Raw genomic sequence first — 18,414 nt, forward strand, 5'->3', positions numbered from 1 at the left:
TTAATTAATCTTTATTACGTACTTTACTTTGGGCGAAACCAAAGTAACCAATTAGCTACTTCCACTGGATGAATAAACGATAAGACTCCGTCATGCTAGCTAATTTAAAATAATGATTAATCTAAGACTTCAGCTTAATCATTCATCTCTTACAGCAACTTAAGACTCTACATAACCCATATACGGATCAGAAATTGAATCTTCTTGAGTTTCAATACGTCCTGCAAAACGGCGGCTAAAAGTAGCATCATCAGCTAATGTCACCGTAAAGTCATACCAACCACCAAATTCAGACATATCCCAAACTAATTCTTTTTCAGAACTATTCGTCTCGATAGTCCATGTCTTACTTGGAAGATAAGCATTTGCTTTGACTGTGACTTTGACTGACTTATTACCGTCGTGACGCACTTTTAAATACAAATTCGCATCACACTCTTCCACACAGACTCTAATTTCTGGTAATGCTTGAGTTTGATTGGCTTGGAGCAAATTACCTTTAAACCCGCGATGGAAACCATTTGGACCGAGTACCCATAAATCGTACTGTCCATTTATAGTATTCCACACGTCATCAAGCTGTTTACCCACCTCAACCATATAGCGACGAGGAGCTACCGTAAGATCTAATCGGTTATACACATGAAAAACAGCTGCCTGCTTGCCCGTATTTGAGAACATCAGCTTTACAGTCTTTTGTGCTGCATCGACTTTGGCACTGGTGTGCAAAATATAAGGTAAAGCACGCGATGGTCGAATTCCCATTTCCTGCTGAGGAAATTGCTGTTGGTTTGGAACAGAAACTTGCGGCAATAGTTCTTGAGCGATACGAATCGCATCAGCTTCAGTTTTTGTTTTTTTCCCTTCTAGTTCAGCGACAGGCAAAGTATTCGGTGTTTTAAAATTAAATGCTGTCGTTAAATCACCACACACAGCACGGCGATATGGACTAATATTTGGTTCTTGCACACCAAAGCGTTTTTCTAAGAATTGTAAAATAGAGGTATGGTCAAAGACTTGTGAATTCACCCATCCTCCACGGCTCCACGGTGAAATCACATACATAGGAACGCGTACCCCCGGCCCATACACCCGCCCGTCTGTAGCGGGTTGAGATTTTGAAGTCGCTACTGCTGGATGGTTAAAATACTCATAAGATATTTGCTGATCACTTAATGTAGTTTTTCCATATACGACACCGTTTATATCTTTAAAGGGTGCACTCGGTGAAGGAACATGGTCGAAGAAACCATCATTCTCATCAAAGTTCACCAATAAAACGGTTTGGCTCCACAACTCAGGATTTTCAGTTAATGCATTTAATACTTCCTGAATATACCACGCCCCCTGCACAGGACTAGATGGTCCAGGATGTTCACTGTAAGTTGCAGGAGCGACTAACCAACTCACTTGCGGCAATTTACCTTGTGCAATATCAGCTTTAAAAGTTCCTAAAAAACCACCGTCTGGCATGGTATTGGCAATACCTTTATAAAGTGGTTGAGTCGCATCGATTTTTTCATCGTATGCTGGGCATGTTGGCGTGTCGTTACTGACAGGCTGACCCGATTGTTCATTTGCACGGCGATATTGTTTAAAGCCTGCAAGTGGGTTATCTGTAAAGTTATCTGGCATATTTTGATAAACTTTCCATGTCACGCCAGCCTGCTGTAAGCGTTCAGGATAAGTCGTCCATTCATAACCTTCTGTTGATGGTCCAATCCCATCAAACTCATTTACGACACTAGCCACACCTGCACCCGTAGGACCATTTGTTCCAGTCCAAATAAACTTACGATTTGGGTTAGTTCCCGCATGCATGGCGCAGTGGTAAGCATCACAAATCGTAAAAGCATTGGCTAAGGCAAACTGATATTCGACTTCCTGTTTTTTGTAGTAGCCCATCGACTGCGGTTTTTTATAAGCCACCCAGTCGCTCATGCGACCATTGTCCCAAGCTGCTTGGCCATCAGACCATGAGTGAGGAGTTCCTGAAACACGCTGTGCGTTTCCTAAACGACTATCGAGATGGTACGGCAATACTTTATTTTTCTTGGCATCGTATTGCTCCCAAACCTTTCGACTTTCTGTCATTGGAATAGTAAAGCGGTCACCGAAACCACGCACGCCTTTTAGTGTTCCGAAATAATTATCGAATGAGCGGTTTTCCTGAGTCAAAATCACGATATGCTTAACATCTTGAATAGTTCCACTTTCAACTTTGGCATCAATAGCCAGCGCTTTTTGAATACTCAATGGGAAACTCGCCAAAGCAGCGGTCCCAAACATGGTTTTTGTAGAATTTAAAAGAAATTCGCGACGATTCATTAGTTCTATCCTAAGTTCTTATTATGGTGCACAGTGCATTTTGCAATTACTGGTTGGCGGTGTTGTTGGCGATGAATTATCTGAGTCGTTATCATCGTTACAAGCACTGAGCAAAAGTGCTAAAGACGTAATTAATAGAAATGAAAGTTTTCGCATTGGTTTTTTCCAAACGGTTTAAATGCGAACTACTAATAAAGTGAAAAAGTGACAGGCAAGTGATGTTTTTATGTCGATTTGATGAAGGCATAAAAAAACGCATCCGAAGATGCGTTTTTTAGAAAGCGTAAAATTACCAGCCTAAAGCTTCTTGTTGCTTTTTAATGAGCTCGGCAATTCCCTTTTCAGCCATTTCTAGCATGTCATTGCTTTGTGCACGAGTAAATGGTTTATCTTCAGCTGTACCTTGAATTTCAATAAATTCGCCTGCTTGTGTCATTACTACGTTTAAGTCAGTTTGGCAGTTCGAATCTTCTTCATAGCACAGATCAAGTAATACTTCGTCTTGATACATACCTACAGAAATTGCAGCAACTAACCCTTTAAGCGGATCATGCTTAATTTTCTTTTGAGATAACAAAACATTCATCGCATCAACTAACGCTACAGCAGCGCCAGTGATTGAAGCGGTACGCGTACCACCATCAGCTTGGATCACATCACAGTCGATGGTAATTGTGTTTTCGCCAAGCTTTTTCAAATCGACCATAGCACGTAAGCTACGTCCAATTAGGCGCTGGATTTCCTGTGTCCGGCCTGACTGTTTACCACGCGCTGCTTCACGGTCACAACGTGAATGTGTTGAACGCGGTAACATGCCATATTCAGCAGTGACCCAACCCTGTCCTTTTCCTTTTAAAAACCGTGGAACCGAATTATCGATACTTGCAGTACACAATACTTTGGTATGACCAAATTCAACCAGAACTGAACCTTCTGCGTAACGGGTATAGTTACGTGTAATTTTCACTTCACGTAACTGGTCTAATGCTCTTTGGTCAATACGCATAATGATTCCTTAAAAACAATGGCACAAATATAATTGCACCGTAGTATATCTCAATTACACGTACTTTCCCTTTTACTTATTGGTAAAGAGCATCGCTTGATGACTCAAACAATGCTCTATCTTTATTAAGCAGCTTTGCCAAACATGCCTTTCACCGCTTCAACAAAGGTCCGCTTAGTCGCTACCAAACGATCAACCACATTATCAGGCAAAGAGTGAACAGCCAGACGTTTATACACACTCAAAATTTGAGATCCAAAGGGCGCGGTATTGTATTGTTGACCGAACTCTACACAAACTTCACGTACTTTAGGTGCCATCTCTTGATAGCGGTTGGCAGGTACATCGGGAAACAAATGATGTTCGATTTGATGACTCAAGTTACCACTCAAGAAATGCATGATTTTACCGCCAGTAAAGTTTGCTGAACCACGAATCTGACGTAAGTACCACTCTGCTTTAGTTTCATTATCAATATTGTCAGTGATAATTTCAGAGTCTTCTGTGAAATGGCCACAATAAATCACGGTCGATGCCCAGTAATTACGGATCAAGTTAGCAAAAAAGTTACCAGCCAATACTGGCAAGAACATTGGTCCTGCAATTAGTGGGAACAGCACATAATCTTTACCAAACTGACGTACCATTTTTTTACGTAGATTTTTAGATTCTACATATACTTCTTTCCAAGTTTTGGTGCCATCAAACAACACTTTTTCCATCTCTAGACGTTGCAAAGCTAATAGCCATTCAAAACCCGTTGACAATACAAAACCCATTGGCACGTTGAATAAAAAACGGGTTTCCCACTTTTGCTCACGGCTCATGCGCATCACACCATAACCGCTAATATCATGATCCATGCCAAACACATTGGTATAGGTATGATGCTTATAATTATGGGTATATTTCCAGTCTTCACCAGTACACACCGTATCCCAGTCATAGGTTGCACCGTTAAGCGTTGGGTCATTTAACCAGTCAAACTGACCATGCATCACATTATGACCAAGTTCCATGTTTTCAACGATTTTAGATACACCTAGCATAGCCGTACCTAACAACCATACTGGTGGAATCCAGCCACCAAACATCAACATGCCACGTGATGCAATTTCGGTGTAGCGTACAAAATTACGTACTTTGTAAATATATTTTGAATCTTTTTCCCCGAGATCCTTCATCACTTCAAGACGAATTTCTTCAATACGGCGACCAAAAGCTTCTGTTTGCTCTGGGGTTAAATGTGCCGATTTTGATGTTGCTTTAAGTTCTACTGCCATATTCATAATGGTATCCTCAAATCTCTTTTATGTTTGTTTTTATAGATCAATAGTGACTGGGCTTAATGCCTGGTTCACGCATAACTTAATTGCACGATTTGGTTGATCGTCAATTTCACCTGTTAATATATTCTGGGTGACACCACTGACTTTGGTACACGTACATTGGTTGCATACACCCATACGGCAACCATGCTGTGGACGTAAGCCAGCTTGCTCTGCACTGCTTAATAATGTTGTCGTGGCAATAAAGTTTTGTTGCGAGCGACGAAATACGATGGGTTGTGCTTCATTAGACTGTTCGACTTGAACAGGCATGAAAAACTCTTGATGAAGCTGCGACTGAGCACTTTGCTGCGCATAAATTTCATTTGCCTGTTCCATCATGCCATGGTGTCCACACACATACGTTGCAGTCTGTGCGTAATCAGGAACCAACTTTTGCAATAGGTCTTCAGTTAAATGCTGCTTTTGCTCGGCTGTATTAAAAAAATGATAGTGAAGCTCGGGATGCTTTTCTGCCAAAGCTTTTAATTCAGCATGAAAAATTTCTGCACGATTAAAGTAAATGACATGAATCTGTTTAAGCTGTTGTTTCAAAGCTTGCTGCAAAAGTGAATAAATTGCAGTAATACCACTACCTGACGCAATTAAAATCGCGGGTTGTTGGCCTTGGTGCAAAGTAAAATCACCTTGAGGCTGTGAAATCTCAATGCACTCTCCGACATGTAATCGTTGAGCTGCACTAGACACCAAGCCTTGTACTTTAATACCTAAAGAGATTTCACCTTGAGGAGTTACTTCAATAATTGAATAACTACGCTGTTGGTAAACGCCATCTATAAGTAGTGTTAATAAAATACTTTGCCCAGCACGTACCTGATCGAACTTAAAATTACGATTCGGTTTAAGCTTAATAAACACCATATCGGTATGTAGAGACTGAACTGCGATAACTTCTGCAAGTACGCGTTTCCAAGCCCAAGTCACGTTAATTTTTTGCAAAACAAAATCAACGAAATCTTCTCGAACCAAATGTGGCTGATAACTAAGTGTTGCGTTCATACGTTCCTCTTTTGTATCTGGCTATTTATTTGAGTGAACACATGTTCGTATAGTGAACATATGTACACTATATTTATAAGCGTTCACTCAGTCAACACTTGTTCACTATTTTTTTTATGAAAGTTTGCTCTTTTTTGTTAGACTCTGGCTCACGGTTTAAATAGGTTCTTTTAATGTCGATACGGGATGAACGAAAACAGCAAAGTCGTCAGGCACTTCTAGATGCAGCCTTGCATCTGAGCACGTCTGGGCGTTCGTTCAGTAGTATCAGTTTGCGTGAAGTTGCACGTGAAGTTGGTTTAGTACCGACAGCGTTCTATCGTCATTTTCAAGACATGGATGAACTCGGTAAGGAATTGGTTGACCAAGTTGCCCTACATTTAAAAAGTGTTTTACATCAACTGGGTCAAAGTTATTTACAACATAAATCGACTAAAACTCAGACCAGCATTGAGCTATTTGTTCAGGCGGTAAATCATAGCCCTAAGCAGTGGCAATTTATGATTTCCGAGCGTTGGGGTGGTTCAGAAACGGTTCGTGCAGCCATTGCTAGAGAAATCGAATTTCTGATTGAAGATCTAACAACTGATCTGACTAAACTCGAAAATTTTAAACATATTCAACAACCTCAAGACTTAAATGTCCTATCCACTATTTTGACTAACATGTCATTTACATGGGCAATGACGTGGCTCAACCTATCAAAACAATATCAAGGTGAACAGCTCAAGCTCCAACAAACTGCCTTTATTGAAAATGCCTCTACACAAGTTCGCTTACTGTTTAGAGGGATTGCAAACTGGGAACGGTAGAAGCGGCAAATGACAAAAAACAGGTTATGTGGTAATACGTAAAGAGAGAAAGAAAAAGGCTAAAAATTTCGAGAAAAGTCTTTTTCTTTTTACAGGAAGTAAATTATTAGTTAGGCCAAACTGGTGTGGGAATACCTATGAATCTTGATCGTCATACACAGTTTTTGATGCGCAAAGAAAAAATTCTAAGCGTGGCAGAAAAGTTGTTACTAGAAAACAATCAGGAAATTACTCTAGATGAGTTAGTGGCCGAGCTAGATATTGCTAAAGGCACTCTTTATAAGCATTTTAGAAGCAAAAATGAGCTTCTACTTGAGCTCATTATTCAAAATGAAAAGCAAATTTTAGAAATTTCTAAAAAATATAATACAGATTTCAAAGAATACGCCCCTCATTACATGCTTCACCATTTGCTTACCCCTGGAAAAACCATTTTATTGCATCAACTTGAAGAAAATCTGACAATGACAGAGTCTAAGTTGAAGCATCTTTTCGAAGAGCTTTATGAAATCCGCCAACAGCGTATTTTATCAATTAAAGATATTACAGAAAATTATTTAAAATCATTAAATTACGACATGTCGATTCGTGATTATTTGTCTTATATCTGGTCACTGACTTACGGCGCATCATTGCTCTTAAATTCTACGTATTATCAGCGCTCTATTGGTTCTCGCCAAAAATTAATTAATTTATATATTAATCAGGCATTATCACTGCCAACTCAAACTGTTAATTTTGATGTTTTAAATTTTCAAATTGAAGATGAAAATAAGCAAAATTAATTGAAATATTTCGTGATAATTAAATAAATATAAAAATGGGCTTCATATGAAGCCCATTTTTGAAGTAAAGCCTAAACAACTTATTTTGCTTTACGTTCTTTCTCAATTAAATAATTAAGAACTTGAGTAACTTTACCATCTTCACCCTGCACAACGTATTTACCATTAACAACAACCGCAGGAACACCTGTTAATTGGTACTGTTGAGCAAGTTTATTTGACTCGGCAACTTTTGCAGTTACAGCAAATGAGTTGTAAGTGCTATTAAATTTCTGTTCAGGCACGCCATAACGAGTAAAGAACTTCGCCGCAGAAGCCTGATCAAAAATTTGCTGACCATTCACCTGAATCGCATGGAACAACGGTAAATGCGTGCGTTTACGTACACCTAATGCCTCAGATGTATAATAAGTACGTGCGCCTTGTTCCCATACTTTGTTCATAGCAGCTGGTGTACGTACAAAACGCACATCGTTAGGAATCTGTTTTAACCACGTTTGCATATGCGGTTCAAGTTTAAAACAGTGTGGACATCCATACCAAAAGAACTCTCGAACTTCGATTTTCCCCGGAACTTCCACTTTGCCTGGATTGGCAATCACGGTGTAGTCTTTACCAGCAACAAAATCTGCTGCCATTACACTACCCGATACGGCCATAATTGCTGCGCTTAAACCACCCAAAACCAATTTTTTCATTGCTACAGCTTTTCCTCTAAGTTGTTATGCATTAGCTTATGCTCTAAATATAAAACAAATATGCTAAATTCGTTTTGCTTCTGTGAAGTTTTTTATTGGGTTTATCGCTTTTTTCCCAATAATCGCTACACTAACGGCGAACTATATCCAAAAAGATAACCCAAGTTTAGAGGTAGCACCATGTCGCAATTGAATGTTGATTTACAAGAAATCGCAAAGTTTGAAGCACTTGCTGCCAAATGGTGGGATCAACATTCTGAATTTCGCCCACTTCATCAAATTAATCCACTACGTTTAAACTGGATTGATGAACGTGTAGGCGGCCTTGCTGGTAAAAAAGTACTTGATGTCGGTTGTGGTGGCGGTATTTTGGCAGAGAGCATGGCACGTCGTGGAGCAGATGTACTTGGTATTGATATGGGTGAGGCACCGCTAGCTGTTGGCCGTTTGCATGCTCAGCAAGACAATGTTCAAAATATTGAATATCGCCAAATTCCTGTAGAAGAATTAGCACAAGAACAAGCCGGTCAATACGATGTGGTCACTTGCATGGAAATGATGGAACACGTTCCAGATCCAGCATCTATTGTAAGAGCTTGTCAGGCTTTGGTTAAACCAGGTGGCCATGTGTTCTTCTCAACCATTAACCGTAACCCAAAATCTTATTTATTTGCCATTATTGGCGCAGAATACGTACTACGCATGTTGCCAAAAGGTACACATGATTATCATAAATTTATTCGACCATCTGAAATGGCACATGACATTCGTAATGCAGGTCTTACTCTAAAAGAAATGACAGGACTGCACTACAACCCACTGACCAAGCATTACTGGTTAGCACCAAATGTTGACGTTAATTATATGGTTCACACGATAAATACAGGTGCATGATGAAAGCTGTTTTATTTGATTTAGACGGTACTCTTATCGATACGGCTGCCGACTTCATTCGTATTATTCAGCAAATGTGCCGTGATGAAAGACGCCCAGTTGTTGATGCCGACCTCATTCGCACTCAGGTTTCTGAAGGTGCACGTGCAATGGTTAAATTGGTCTATCCAGAGTTGGATGTGGCCAATCCAATTTTCTTGGCACATCGTCAAAACTTTTTAGATATTTACGGCAATAATATTGTGGTTGATACAGACCTGTTTGAAGGCATGTATCCACTTTTAGAAGAGTTAGAAGCTCAGCAAATTCCGTGGGGTATTGTGACCAATAAGCCACGCGGATTAAGTGAATCTCTTTTAGAAAAGTTAAATCTGACCGAACGCTGTGCAGTTTTGGTGTGTCCTGAAGATGTCAGTAAAACCAAGCCAGATCCAGAACCAATGTATTTGGCTGCTAAACAGTTAAATATCCCAGCAAATGAAATTATCTATGTGGGTGACCATCCACGTGATATTGATGCTGGTCGCAATGCCAATATGTATACTATTTTGGCTGCATATGGCTATTTACCAATCGAACATCGTGATGATCTCGCTGCATGGCAGGCCGATTCGATTGTAAATACGGTGACAGAATTACACCATATGTTACGTCAAAAGCTTCCTGCTCTACAGGAAAATCAGCGTATGATAAGTTAAGCTAAGAGTTTTATAGGCTTTTTTAACAGTTGTTTGTTTTATCAATATAAAAAGAAGGAGGTTTACCAATGAAATATTCAGAATACCAACCTCGTCCGGATCTACTCAAAGATCGAATTATTTTAATCACCGGTGCTGGCGATGGAATTGGGCGAGCTGCCGCTCTGACTTATGCCCTACATGGTGCGACCGTTGTACTGCATGGTAGAACCTTAAATAAACTTGAAGTTATTTATGATGAAATTGAAAGCCTGGGTGCGCCGCAACCAGCGATTTTACCATTACAACTTTCAAGTGCTTCTGACCGTGACTATGATTTTTTAGTCGATACGCTCGAAAAGCAGTTTGGACGCCTAGACGGCATTTTACATAATGCAGGTATTTTAGGTGAACGCGTAGAGTTAGCACATTATCCAACCGAAACTTGGGATGATGTCATGGCAGTTAACCTACGCGCGCCTTTTGCTTTAACTCAAGCATTATTACCACTTTTGCAAAAATCAGAAAATGCCTCTGTTGTATTTACCAGTTCCGGTGTAGGCCGTGAAGCACGTGCTTTATGGGGCGCATATTCTGTCTCAAAAATTGCAATTGAAGCGGTGAGCAAAATTTTTGCAGCGGAACATACTTATCCGAATATCCGTTTTAACTGCATTAATCCAGGTGCAACACGTACTGCAATGCGTGCTAAAGCCTATCCACAAGAAGATCCGAAAACACTACCTACACCAGAGTCGATCTTGCCTGCTTACCTCTATTTAATGGGTGAAGATAGCTTGGCGCTCAATGGTCAAAGTATTGATGCACAGGATTAAAAGTTAAAGATGAAAAGCTAAAGAAAATTACAGCCGATCATCAAATCTGGCTTGCCTATACCTGAAAAGATATATTCAAGCCTTTTTTATTATTGATAAAAACTCTTGATCTATCCGTAATTTTAATTGAACCATTAAATGATCTTCACAGTTTCTCTGCATTTTGCGCGTAGAGTATTCAACATGAGAGACATCAGATGTAAACGAGGATGCATCATGAAAAAGTTGTTCACAATCTTAACCCTTTCCATAGCTGTACTGACCACAAGTATGGCGAGCTTTGCTGATCCTCCTTTTGACCGAGGCCATGGCCCCAAAGGTCCTAAAGGTGGAGGACCACGCGGTGAATGGAACGATCGTGGGCCAGGATTTGGACGTGATCATGATGAAGATCGTGTCCGTGACGAGCGCCGTATGCGCGAAGAACGTGGTTTTGAACGGCTTAAACAGCATCGCTGGCAGCCTGGCTATGTTATGCCACAGCACTATCGTGGCAATGGCTATAAAGTCGACTATAAAGATAGTAACTTGCCAAAACCAGACCGTAATCAGCAATGGTACAAAATCAACAATGACTATATTTTAGTTGATACTGATTCTAATAGTATTGTGAGTATTCGTGGTTTTTAAAGCGATAGAACCTCGCTATCGCTGAGCAAAAAGGATAAAGCCTTATGGTTTTATCCTTTTTTATTACTTATAGATTAAAAAAAACAAATAGATTTTTATATTCTAATATTTCATATTTTCTTAATTTCTTCTTATTTCATCGTTAGTTTTCACATTTATTCTTCGTAGCCTCCACGATTTATCTGTAATTGTTCACTAATCTTTAGTTATTGAAATTTAATTCATCACTCGAGGTTTACAATGAAAAAACTAACAACAGCGATTGTTCTTTCACTTAGTGGTTTAGTTGCAACAACAGCAATGGCAGCACCAAACGATCATAACCATCATGGCAACTACCAAAACCATGAAGTAAAAACCGTTAAAGTAATTAAAAAAGACGACCATCGTAATGTTTGGCGAGCAGGTCAAGTTGTACCACGTGAATATCAACACTCACGTTATGTGATTGACTATCGTCAGCATCAAAAATTAACGAAACCGGGTCGCTACCAAAAATGGTACAAAGTGAACGGAAATTATGTGCTGGTAAATGAACAAAGCCATAAAATCATTAGAGTGGTTCACTAATTTAAAAAAATTTAAACACCCAAACTTAGATTTGGGTGTTTTTTTATCTAAAACATGCGGCTTTAATCTTTTTTGTTTAGAATCATCTTTATATCTTTTTGCTGTTGATTCGAGATCGGTATGCCAAGCAAGTCTTTAGAAAAGTCGCATAATAACCCCCAGCATTATGTACACTGGTTTCGACACTCAGCACCCTACATTAATGCTCACCGCGATAAAACATTCGTACTGATGTTTGGTGGTGAAGCAGTCCGTCATCCTAATTTCGAACATATCATTCATGATATCGCGTTACTTCATTCTCTGGGTATTCGCTTAATTCTTGTACACGGCGCACGTCCGCAAATTAATCAAAATCTTAAAGAGAAAGGAATTGAAACCCCTTTTTATGACAACAGCCGTATTACTACGCGCGAATCTTTAAGCTGTGTCATGAGTGCCGTAGGCTCTATTCGCCTAGAAATTGAAGCATTGCTTTCTATGGGTTTAGCAAACTCACCCATGTACGGCGCTCGAATCGATGTCGTATCAGGTAATTTTGTGACTGCTAAACCCTATGGCATTCGTGATGGCATGGATTTCCAGCTTACAGGTGAAGTTCGTTCAATAGACACCGATGCAATTGAACGACACCTCGATAATCATAATATTGTGCTACTGGGACCAACAGGTTATTCCACTACAGGCGAAGTCTTTAACTTGCGGGCAGAAGAAGTTGCGACCAAAACTGCAACTTATTTAAAAGCAGATAAACTGATTTTTCTTGGGGAGCAACAAGGTCTTCTGAATGAAGATGAACAAATATTACGTGAATTAAGCCCACATCAACTAGACTACTATATTCAACAATATCAAACCATTAGTCCAACACTAACCCTGCATTTACAACAAGCAAAAAAAGCGTCTTTATCAGGTGTACACCGCGTTCATCTCATTTCCTATGCCTATGATGGCGCCCTTCTCGAAGAGTTATTTACTCGAGATGGTATAGGCACCATGATTACCGATGCGCATTATGAAGAAGTTCGTACCGCTCATATTAAAGATGTGGGTGGTTTAATGAATTTATTGCGTCCGTTGGAAGAAGAAGGCATCTTAGTTTATCGTTCACGTGAACGTCTGGAGCAAGAAATCAGCCAGTTCGCTGTTATTGAACGCGACGGTATGATTCTAGCGTGTGCTGCGCTTTATCCAATTCCAACCGAATTCAACGAAACTCGTTCTGCAGAAATTGCCTGTGTTGCAGTACATCCAAGTTACCGTAAATCAAATCGTGGTAGCCAAATTCTGCAATTTCTTGAAGAAAAAGCCAAAGAACAAGGTATTCGTCAGCTATTCGTTTTAACAACGCGTACCGCTCACTGGTTTTTGGAACATGGTTTTCATCAAGTCAGCGTTGATGAGTTACCTAATGCCCGTCAGGCGCTCTATAACTATCAAAGGAATTCTTTAGTCTTTAAGAAACTGCTTCCCTAGCCTTTGCTCTTTTTAAGATATTCTTATTTCAGATAAGCTTAGTTAAAAAAGTACAACCATGAACGCTATTAATTTATGGTTGTATTTTTTTAAATTTCTATTTTTAATGTTTTAATATTTTTTTATTTTATTTACATCAACTTACTTCTAATTTATTAAATATATTTCTATTAGATAAATCACTTTTTTGCATAAGTTTATAGCCTATTGTTTTTAGCTTTTTTTTGCATAAATAAAGACCGAATACTTATTTTTTCTGAAATAAAAATCCCTTTAGGGTATCTGCTCATCCAATTATTTTTTCTTTTTCTCTTTCGGGGAGCACGAAATCTCATGGCACTTTTCAACACCACTTCATGGGCAAAATATTCAGTCATCGCAGCCAGCCTTGCAGGAGTGATGATGTTAAGTGGTTGTGCCAAAAAAGAGGAACAGGCCACCACAACTTTAAATATTGGCTATCAAAAATATGGCATTCTTCCTATTTTAAAGGCTCGTGGTGACCTAGAAAAAGTACTAAAAGAACAAGGCGTGCAAGTAAAATGGGTTGAGTTTCCTGCTGGCCCTCAATTGCTTGAAGGCTTAAATGTAGGGAGCGTTTCACTCGGTGAAGCAGGTGAAGCACCACCTATTTTTGCTCAAGCGGCCAATCCAAATTTAGTCTATGTCGCAAACCAACCTGCTGCGCCAAAAGCCGAAGCATTATTGGTACAAAAAGACTCTCCTATCCACTCTATTAAAGATTTAAAAGGCAAACGTGTTGCTCTTAATAAAGGTTCGAATGTTCATTACCTATTATTAAAAGTTCTAGAGGCCAACAACTTAAGTTTAAGTGACATTCAACCAGTTTATTTACCACCATCAGACGCTCGTGCTGCCTTTGAAAAAGGTGCAGTAGATGCATGGGTCATTTGGGATCCGTTCTTTGCAGCAGCTGAACATCAAATTCAAGCTCGAGTTTTAGCGACTGGTGAAAATTTAGTAAGCAATCATCAGTTCTATCTAGCTGACCGTAAATTTGCAGAAAATAATCCGAAAGTTCTCAATACAGTTGTTCAAACTCTTAACCAGACAACTGAATGGGTGAGTTCACATCAGGATGAAGCTGCTAAATTACTCGAAAAACCTACAGCACTTGAGTTTGATGTACTGAAAACTTCCATTTCACGTATGGGTTTTGGAGTTCAGCCAATCTCTGACAAGGTGGCACAAGAACAACAACAAGTAGCTGATGCCTTTTATGCGCAAAAGCTCATTCCTAACAAGCTCACCATTCAAGAAGCCATTTTAAAACTGAAATAAACCCAGCTTGGGCACGGCTTAAATAATCCTATAAATGCTGTGCCTGGCCTCAAGGGGAACAAGGATATCAATATGCAACATCAGTCATTATTTAATAAGAGTCAGTGGGCACAATTAGCTAAACGTATCAGTGCAGTCACTGTATTAGGTTTAACAATCGCAGCACCCGCTTGGGCAATTGATCCAACTGTAAAAGAACTTCGTATTGGTTTTCAAAAAAGTTCGATTAACTTTGCAATTGCTAAACAGCAAAAACTATTTGAACAAGAATTTCCAAATGCCAAAGTGACTTGGAATGAGTTCCCTGCTGGACCACAAATTCTAGAAGCTTTGGCTGTCGGTTCCCTTGATGTCGGAGTTACTGGGGACACTCCTCCAGTCTACGCACAAGCAGCTGGAAAGCCTTTATATTACATTGCCTATGAAGCAGCTAAACCATTAGCATCAGCAATTTTAGTTCCTAAGAGCTCACAGCTAAAACAACTTAAAGACCTTAAAGGCAAACGTATTGCGCTGCAAAAAGGTTCGAGCTCACATTACTTACTTGTACAAGCTGTACGTAAAGCAGGCCTAAACTGGAGTGACATTACTCCGATCTGGCTTACACCTGCCGATGCTCGCGCAGCATTTCAAAAAGGTGCTGTTGATGCATGGGCCATTTGGGACCCTTACTTCGCTTCAGCACAACTAGAAGATCAAGCTCGTGTTCTTGCATCAGGTAAAGGCTTAAGCCCGAACTATACATTTTATTTAGCAGCTCCAGACTTTGTTAAACAACATCCGAAAGCTGTTTCTGGACTCATCAAACAAATCAATCAAGCTGACAAATGGGTTCAAAGCCATCAAGCAGAAACGGCAACAGCCATTGGCCAAAGCACAGGACTGAAGCCTGCAACCAGTGACTTATTTATTAAACGCCGCCCTCGTCCTTCATCAGCCGCTCCGCTGAACAGCAAAGTGATTGCTGAGCAGCAGCAACTCGCAGACATCTTTACTCAACAAGGCATCATTCCAAAGCCAATCAGCATCAAACAAGCTGTTTGGATTGCCAAGTAATTTCAATAGACATATAGGTAATGCACATGAAAATTTTCTGGTTTATTCCTACCCACGGTGATAGTCGCTATTTAGGTACAAGTAAAGGCGCTCGTCAGGTTGACCATGCCTATATGAAGCAAATTGCTGTAGCGGTAGATAATTTAGGTTACGAAGGTGTACTTATTCCAACAGGTCGTTCATGTGAAGATCCTTGGATTACGGCGGCTAGCCTGATTGATGCAACTCAACACCTTAAATTTTTAGTTGCGTTACGTCCAGGGGTAACAACACCGGCATTGGCAGCTCGCATGGCTGCAACATTTGACCGCTTGTCGAATGGTCGAGTGTTACTCAACTTAGTGACTGGTGGTGATGAGGCCGAACTACGCGGTGATGGTTTATATGAAGATCACTCAACGCGTTATCAAACTGCCAATGAATATGTAAAAATCTGGCGTGAAATTTTAACGCGTTCACATACAGGTGAAGCTTTTACATTCCACGGTGAACGCTTACAAGTAGATGATGCAAAACTACTTTACCCACCTGTTCAAAAGCCTTATCCACCACTTTGGTTTGGCGGCTCTTCAGACGTCGCTGTCGATCTTGCAGCTGAGCAAGTCGATACGTACCTTACATGGGGTGAACCACCAGAAGCAGTCAAACAAAAAGTCGAACATGTTCGTGCCAAAGCTGAGGCTAAAGGTCGTAAATTAACTTATGGCATTCGCTTACATGTAATTGTTCGCGAAACCAACGAACAAGCTTGGGCAGCAGCGAACGAGCTTATCCAATATCTTGATGATGCAACTATTGCTGCAGCACAGAAAAAATTTGCACAAATGGACTCTGTAGGCCAACAACGTATGGCAGCCCTCCACGGCGGTAACCGTGACAAACTTGAAGTATCTCCAAACCTTTGGGCAGGTATTGGCTTAGTTCGTGGTGGTGCTGGTACAGCACTTGTAGGTGACCCAGAAACAGTTGCTGCCCGCATTCAGGAATATGCTGATTTAGGTATCAATACTTTTATTTTCTCGGGCTATCCACATCTTGAAGAGTCGATCCGTTTTGCAGAGTTGGTCTTCCCATTATTACCAATCGAAACTCGCGCCAAACTTGCTCAGCCAAATTTAACCGGTCCATTCGGTGAAATTATTGCCAATAACTATGTTCCAGACGAGAAGAAGCAAAATAGTTCCGTCAAGGAGCCTGCATGAGCAAAGATGAGAGTATTGTTTCACGTGGAACAAAACAAATCGGGCAGCGTTTGCTGCCTTGGATTTTCCCTATTGTTCTATTGGTTGTTTGGCAAATTGCCTCAAGTTCGGGTCTTTTAGAGAACCGTATTTTGCCTGCACCGACTGCGGTGGTTTCCGCTTTTTGGCATCTACTCGTTAGTGGAGAATTATGGCATCACGTTAAGGTAAGTGCTGGTCGCGCTTTGATTGGCCTTTTGGTTGGTGGCGGCTTAGGTCTGCTCTTAGGTTTACTTAATGGCTCCTCACGCTTCGCCTCTACCCTGCTCGATACGACTCTGCAAATGATTCGTAACATCCCAGCATTAGCACTTATTCCACTCGTAATCTTGTGGTTCGGTATTGATGAAACAGCGAAATTATTCTTGGTCGCAGTAGGTGTTTTCTTTCCCATTTATATTAATACCTATCACGGTATTCGATCAGTTGACCCGCAATTGATCGAAATGGGTAAAAGTTACGGCCTTTCTCGCTGGCAGCTTTACAAAGAAATTATTTTGCCAGGTGCAATGCCTTCTATTTTAGTAGGTCTACGCTTTGCTTTAGGTTTGGTTTGGGTATTACTCATTGTCGCTGAAACCATTTCAGCTCAAGCAGGTATTGGTTATATGACCATGAATGCACGTGAGTTTTTACAAACAGATGTAGTTCTGGTCGGTATTCTTCTTTACGCCTTACTAGGCAAACTGGCCGATGTTTTAGCCCAGCTTTTAGAACGCTATTTACTACGTTGGCACTCTGGATATCAGAAATAAGGGAGCTTAGAACATGACAAATCTGAATTTAAATATTAATCAGAATGAAGTGCAGCTCATTCCGGAAGAACCAACAGAATCTCAAGAACCTGTATTAGGTGCAGAGATTCTGATTGAGCAACTTTATAAATTTTATGGCGAGGTAAAGGTCCTTGAAGATCTTGACCTACATATCCAGCCTGGTGAGTTTTTAGCAATTGTTGGTCGAAGTGGCTGTGGCAAAAGTACATTACTACGTTTAATTGCTCAACTTGAAAAAGCCAGTTTTGGAGAAATTAAATTCAAATCTGCTCGACATTTGCGTGAAGGCATTACTAACGATGATATTCGAGTAATGTTCCAAGACCCACGCCTACTTCCTTGGAGGAATATCCTTCAAAATGTTCAACTGGGTTTACCTAAAGCCCAACATGCTTTAGCAAAAGAATTACTGGAAAAAGTAGGTTTAAAAGAGAAATCAGGACAATGGCCTTCTCAACTCTCAGGTGGCCAACGTCAGCGTACCGCCTTAGCACGTGCACTATCGCATACACCACGCATTTTATTGCTTGATGAGCCTTTAGGTGCATTAGATGCTCTAACTCGGCTTGAGATGCAAAGCTTGATTGAGCGCTTGTGGAAAGAACAAGGTTTTACTGCCATTTTAGTCACACACGATGTAAGTGAAGCAGTGCAATTAGCTGACCGTATTATCTTATTAGATAAGGGCCAGATTGCTCAAAGTTTCCAAGTTAATCTTCCACGCCCGCGTAAAAAGAGCATTACTTTTGCCCAACTTGAACAACAAGTACTCGATGCAGTTTTGGCAACTTAAGATTACGATGAGTAATCAGAAATGCTCAGCCGAAAAATGCCCAATTTACGAGCAATAAAACTGCTGTTTTATTGCTCTTTTTTAGGGCGAAATTTAAAAAATATTTTTAAGAATAACAATAAACTAGTGAATCTCTCTATTTTTTGCACAATAGTATATCTATTACGCAAATAACTAGCCGTTTTT

19 protein-coding genes are annotated in these 18,414 nt (G+C 40.2%); 13 read left to right on the plus strand and 6 right to left on the minus strand.

Going from position 1 to position 18,414, the window contains the following annotated elements; all coding sequences use genetic code 11:
- Positions 1–159: 159 nt before the first annotated feature.
- The 5 genes from K6I41_RS18840 to K6I41_RS18855 form a co-directional block, all read right to left on the minus strand.
- Positions 160–2,328, minus strand: a complete 2,169-nt coding sequence (locus tag K6I41_RS18840) for a phosphocholine-specific phospholipase C (RefSeq protein WP_250374955.1) — start codon at positions 2,326–2,328, stop codon at positions 160–162.
- 21 nt (positions 2,329–2,349) lie between these two features.
- Positions 2,350–2,484, minus strand: a complete 135-nt coding sequence (locus K6I41_RS19180) for a hypothetical protein (RefSeq protein WP_263630884.1) — start codon at positions 2,482–2,484, stop codon at positions 2,350–2,352.
- A gap of 133 nt (positions 2,485–2,617) precedes the next feature.
- Positions 2,618–3,334, minus strand: a complete 717-nt coding sequence (gene rph, locus K6I41_RS18845) for a ribonuclease PH (protein WP_004795487.1) — start codon at positions 3,332–3,334, stop codon at positions 2,618–2,620.
- 125 nt (positions 3,335–3,459) lie between these two features.
- A complete protein-coding gene (locus K6I41_RS18850) occupies positions 3,460–4,623 on the minus strand; it encodes a fatty acid desaturase family protein (RefSeq protein ID WP_250374956.1) in 1,164 nt (387 codons plus the stop codon).
- A gap of 33 nt (positions 4,624–4,656) precedes the next feature.
- Complete coding sequence (locus K6I41_RS18855) at positions 4,657–5,682, minus strand: ferredoxin reductase (protein ID WP_250374957.1); 1,026 nt, start codon at positions 5,680–5,682, stop codon at positions 4,657–4,659.
- A 173-nt stretch (positions 5,683–5,855) separates the two neighbouring features.
- Here K6I41_RS18855 and K6I41_RS18860 point away from each other — a divergent pair, with 173 nt between their 5' ends.
- Both K6I41_RS18860 and K6I41_RS18865 read left to right on the plus strand, forming a co-directional pair.
- Entirely contained in the window at positions 5,856–6,494 is a 639-nt protein-coding gene (locus tag K6I41_RS18860) for a TetR family transcriptional regulator (RefSeq protein WP_005308931.1), read from the plus strand.
- Positions 6,495–6,631: 137 nt separating this feature from the next.
- Positions 6,632–7,279 carry a TetR/AcrR family transcriptional regulator gene (locus K6I41_RS18865; RefSeq protein ID WP_250374958.1) on the plus strand — a complete coding sequence of 216 codons (648 nt, stop codon included), beginning with the start codon at positions 6,632–6,634 and terminating at the stop codon, positions 7,277–7,279.
- Positions 7,280–7,359: 80 nt separating this feature from the next.
- Here the strand turns inward: K6I41_RS18865 and K6I41_RS18870 are convergent, their stop codons facing one another.
- Positions 7,360–7,977, minus strand: coding sequence for a thiol:disulfide interchange protein DsbA/DsbL (locus K6I41_RS18870; RefSeq protein ID WP_005308926.1), 618 nt, complete (start codon positions 7,975–7,977; stop codon positions 7,360–7,362).
- A 180-nt stretch (positions 7,978–8,157) separates the two neighbouring features.
- Between K6I41_RS18870 and ubiG the strand changes: the two genes are divergently transcribed.
- The 11 genes from ubiG (at position 8,158) to K6I41_RS18925 (ending at position 18,228) form a co-directional block, all read left to right on the plus strand.
- A complete protein-coding gene (gene ubiG / locus K6I41_RS18875) occupies positions 8,158–8,871 on the plus strand; it encodes a bifunctional 2-polyprenyl-6-hydroxyphenol methylase/3-demethylubiquinol 3-O-methyltransferase UbiG (protein WP_003655787.1) in 714 nt (237 codons plus the stop codon).
- Positions 8,868–9,569 carry an HAD family hydrolase gene (locus K6I41_RS18880; protein ID WP_128825355.1) on the plus strand — a complete coding sequence of 234 codons (702 nt, stop codon included), beginning with the start codon at positions 8,868–8,870 and terminating at the stop codon, positions 9,567–9,569. Before ubiG ends, K6I41_RS18880 begins: the two co-directional genes overlap by 4 nt.
- A 68-nt stretch (positions 9,570–9,637) precedes the next feature.
- Positions 9,638–10,384 carry a YciK family oxidoreductase gene (locus K6I41_RS18885; protein WP_004795498.1) on the plus strand — a complete coding sequence of 249 codons (747 nt, stop codon included), beginning with the start codon at positions 9,638–9,640 and terminating at the stop codon, positions 10,382–10,384.
- Between the two features lie 216 nt (positions 10,385–10,600).
- Positions 10,601–11,014 carry an RcnB family protein gene (locus tag K6I41_RS18890; RefSeq protein WP_004795500.1) on the plus strand — a complete coding sequence of 138 codons (414 nt, stop codon included), beginning with the start codon at positions 10,601–10,603 and terminating at the stop codon, positions 11,012–11,014.
- Positions 11,015–11,254: 240 nt separating this feature from the next.
- Positions 11,255–11,584 (plus strand): RcnB family protein, encoded by a 330-nt coding sequence (locus tag K6I41_RS18895; RefSeq protein WP_004640333.1) that lies wholly within the window; start codon positions 11,255–11,257, stop codon positions 11,582–11,584.
- A gap of 120 nt (positions 11,585–11,704) precedes the next feature.
- The gene (gene argA / locus K6I41_RS18900) at positions 11,705–13,060 is read left to right on the plus strand and encodes an amino-acid N-acetyltransferase (RefSeq protein WP_107882288.1); all 1,356 of its coding nucleotides are present in this window, start codon (positions 11,705–11,707) and stop codon (positions 13,058–13,060) included.
- A gap of 333 nt (positions 13,061–13,393) precedes the next feature.
- On the plus strand, positions 13,394–14,362 hold the full coding sequence (locus K6I41_RS18905) for a sulfonate ABC transporter substrate-binding protein (RefSeq protein WP_151823249.1): 969 nt from the start codon (positions 13,394–13,396) through the stop codon (positions 14,360–14,362).
- 72 nt (positions 14,363–14,434) lie between these two features.
- Positions 14,435–15,418 (plus strand): sulfonate ABC transporter substrate-binding protein, encoded by a 984-nt coding sequence (locus tag K6I41_RS18910; protein ID WP_111856276.1) that lies wholly within the window; start codon positions 14,435–14,437, stop codon positions 15,416–15,418.
- Positions 15,419–15,444: 26 nt separating this feature from the next.
- Positions 15,445–16,620: an FMNH2-dependent alkanesulfonate monooxygenase gene (ssuD, locus tag K6I41_RS18915; protein WP_250374959.1), complete on the plus strand. Its 1,176-nt coding sequence runs from the start codon at positions 15,445–15,447 to the stop codon at positions 16,618–16,620.
- Positions 16,617–17,414: an aliphatic sulfonate ABC transporter permease SsuC gene (gene ssuC, locus K6I41_RS18920; RefSeq protein ID WP_005308906.1), complete on the plus strand. Its 798-nt coding sequence runs from the start codon at positions 16,617–16,619 to the stop codon at positions 17,412–17,414. Before ssuD ends, ssuC begins: the two co-directional genes overlap by 4 nt.
- Positions 17,415–17,427: 13 nt before the next feature.
- Positions 17,428–18,228 carry an ABC transporter ATP-binding protein gene (locus K6I41_RS18925; protein WP_250374960.1) on the plus strand — a complete coding sequence of 267 codons (801 nt, stop codon included), beginning with the start codon at positions 17,428–17,430 and terminating at the stop codon, positions 18,226–18,228.
- Positions 18,229–18,414 lie beyond the last annotated feature (186 nt).

This window comes from Acinetobacter sp. AS23, from assembly GCF_023612055.1.
Lineage (GTDB): Bacteria > Pseudomonadota > Gammaproteobacteria > Pseudomonadales > Moraxellaceae > Acinetobacter > Acinetobacter oleivorans.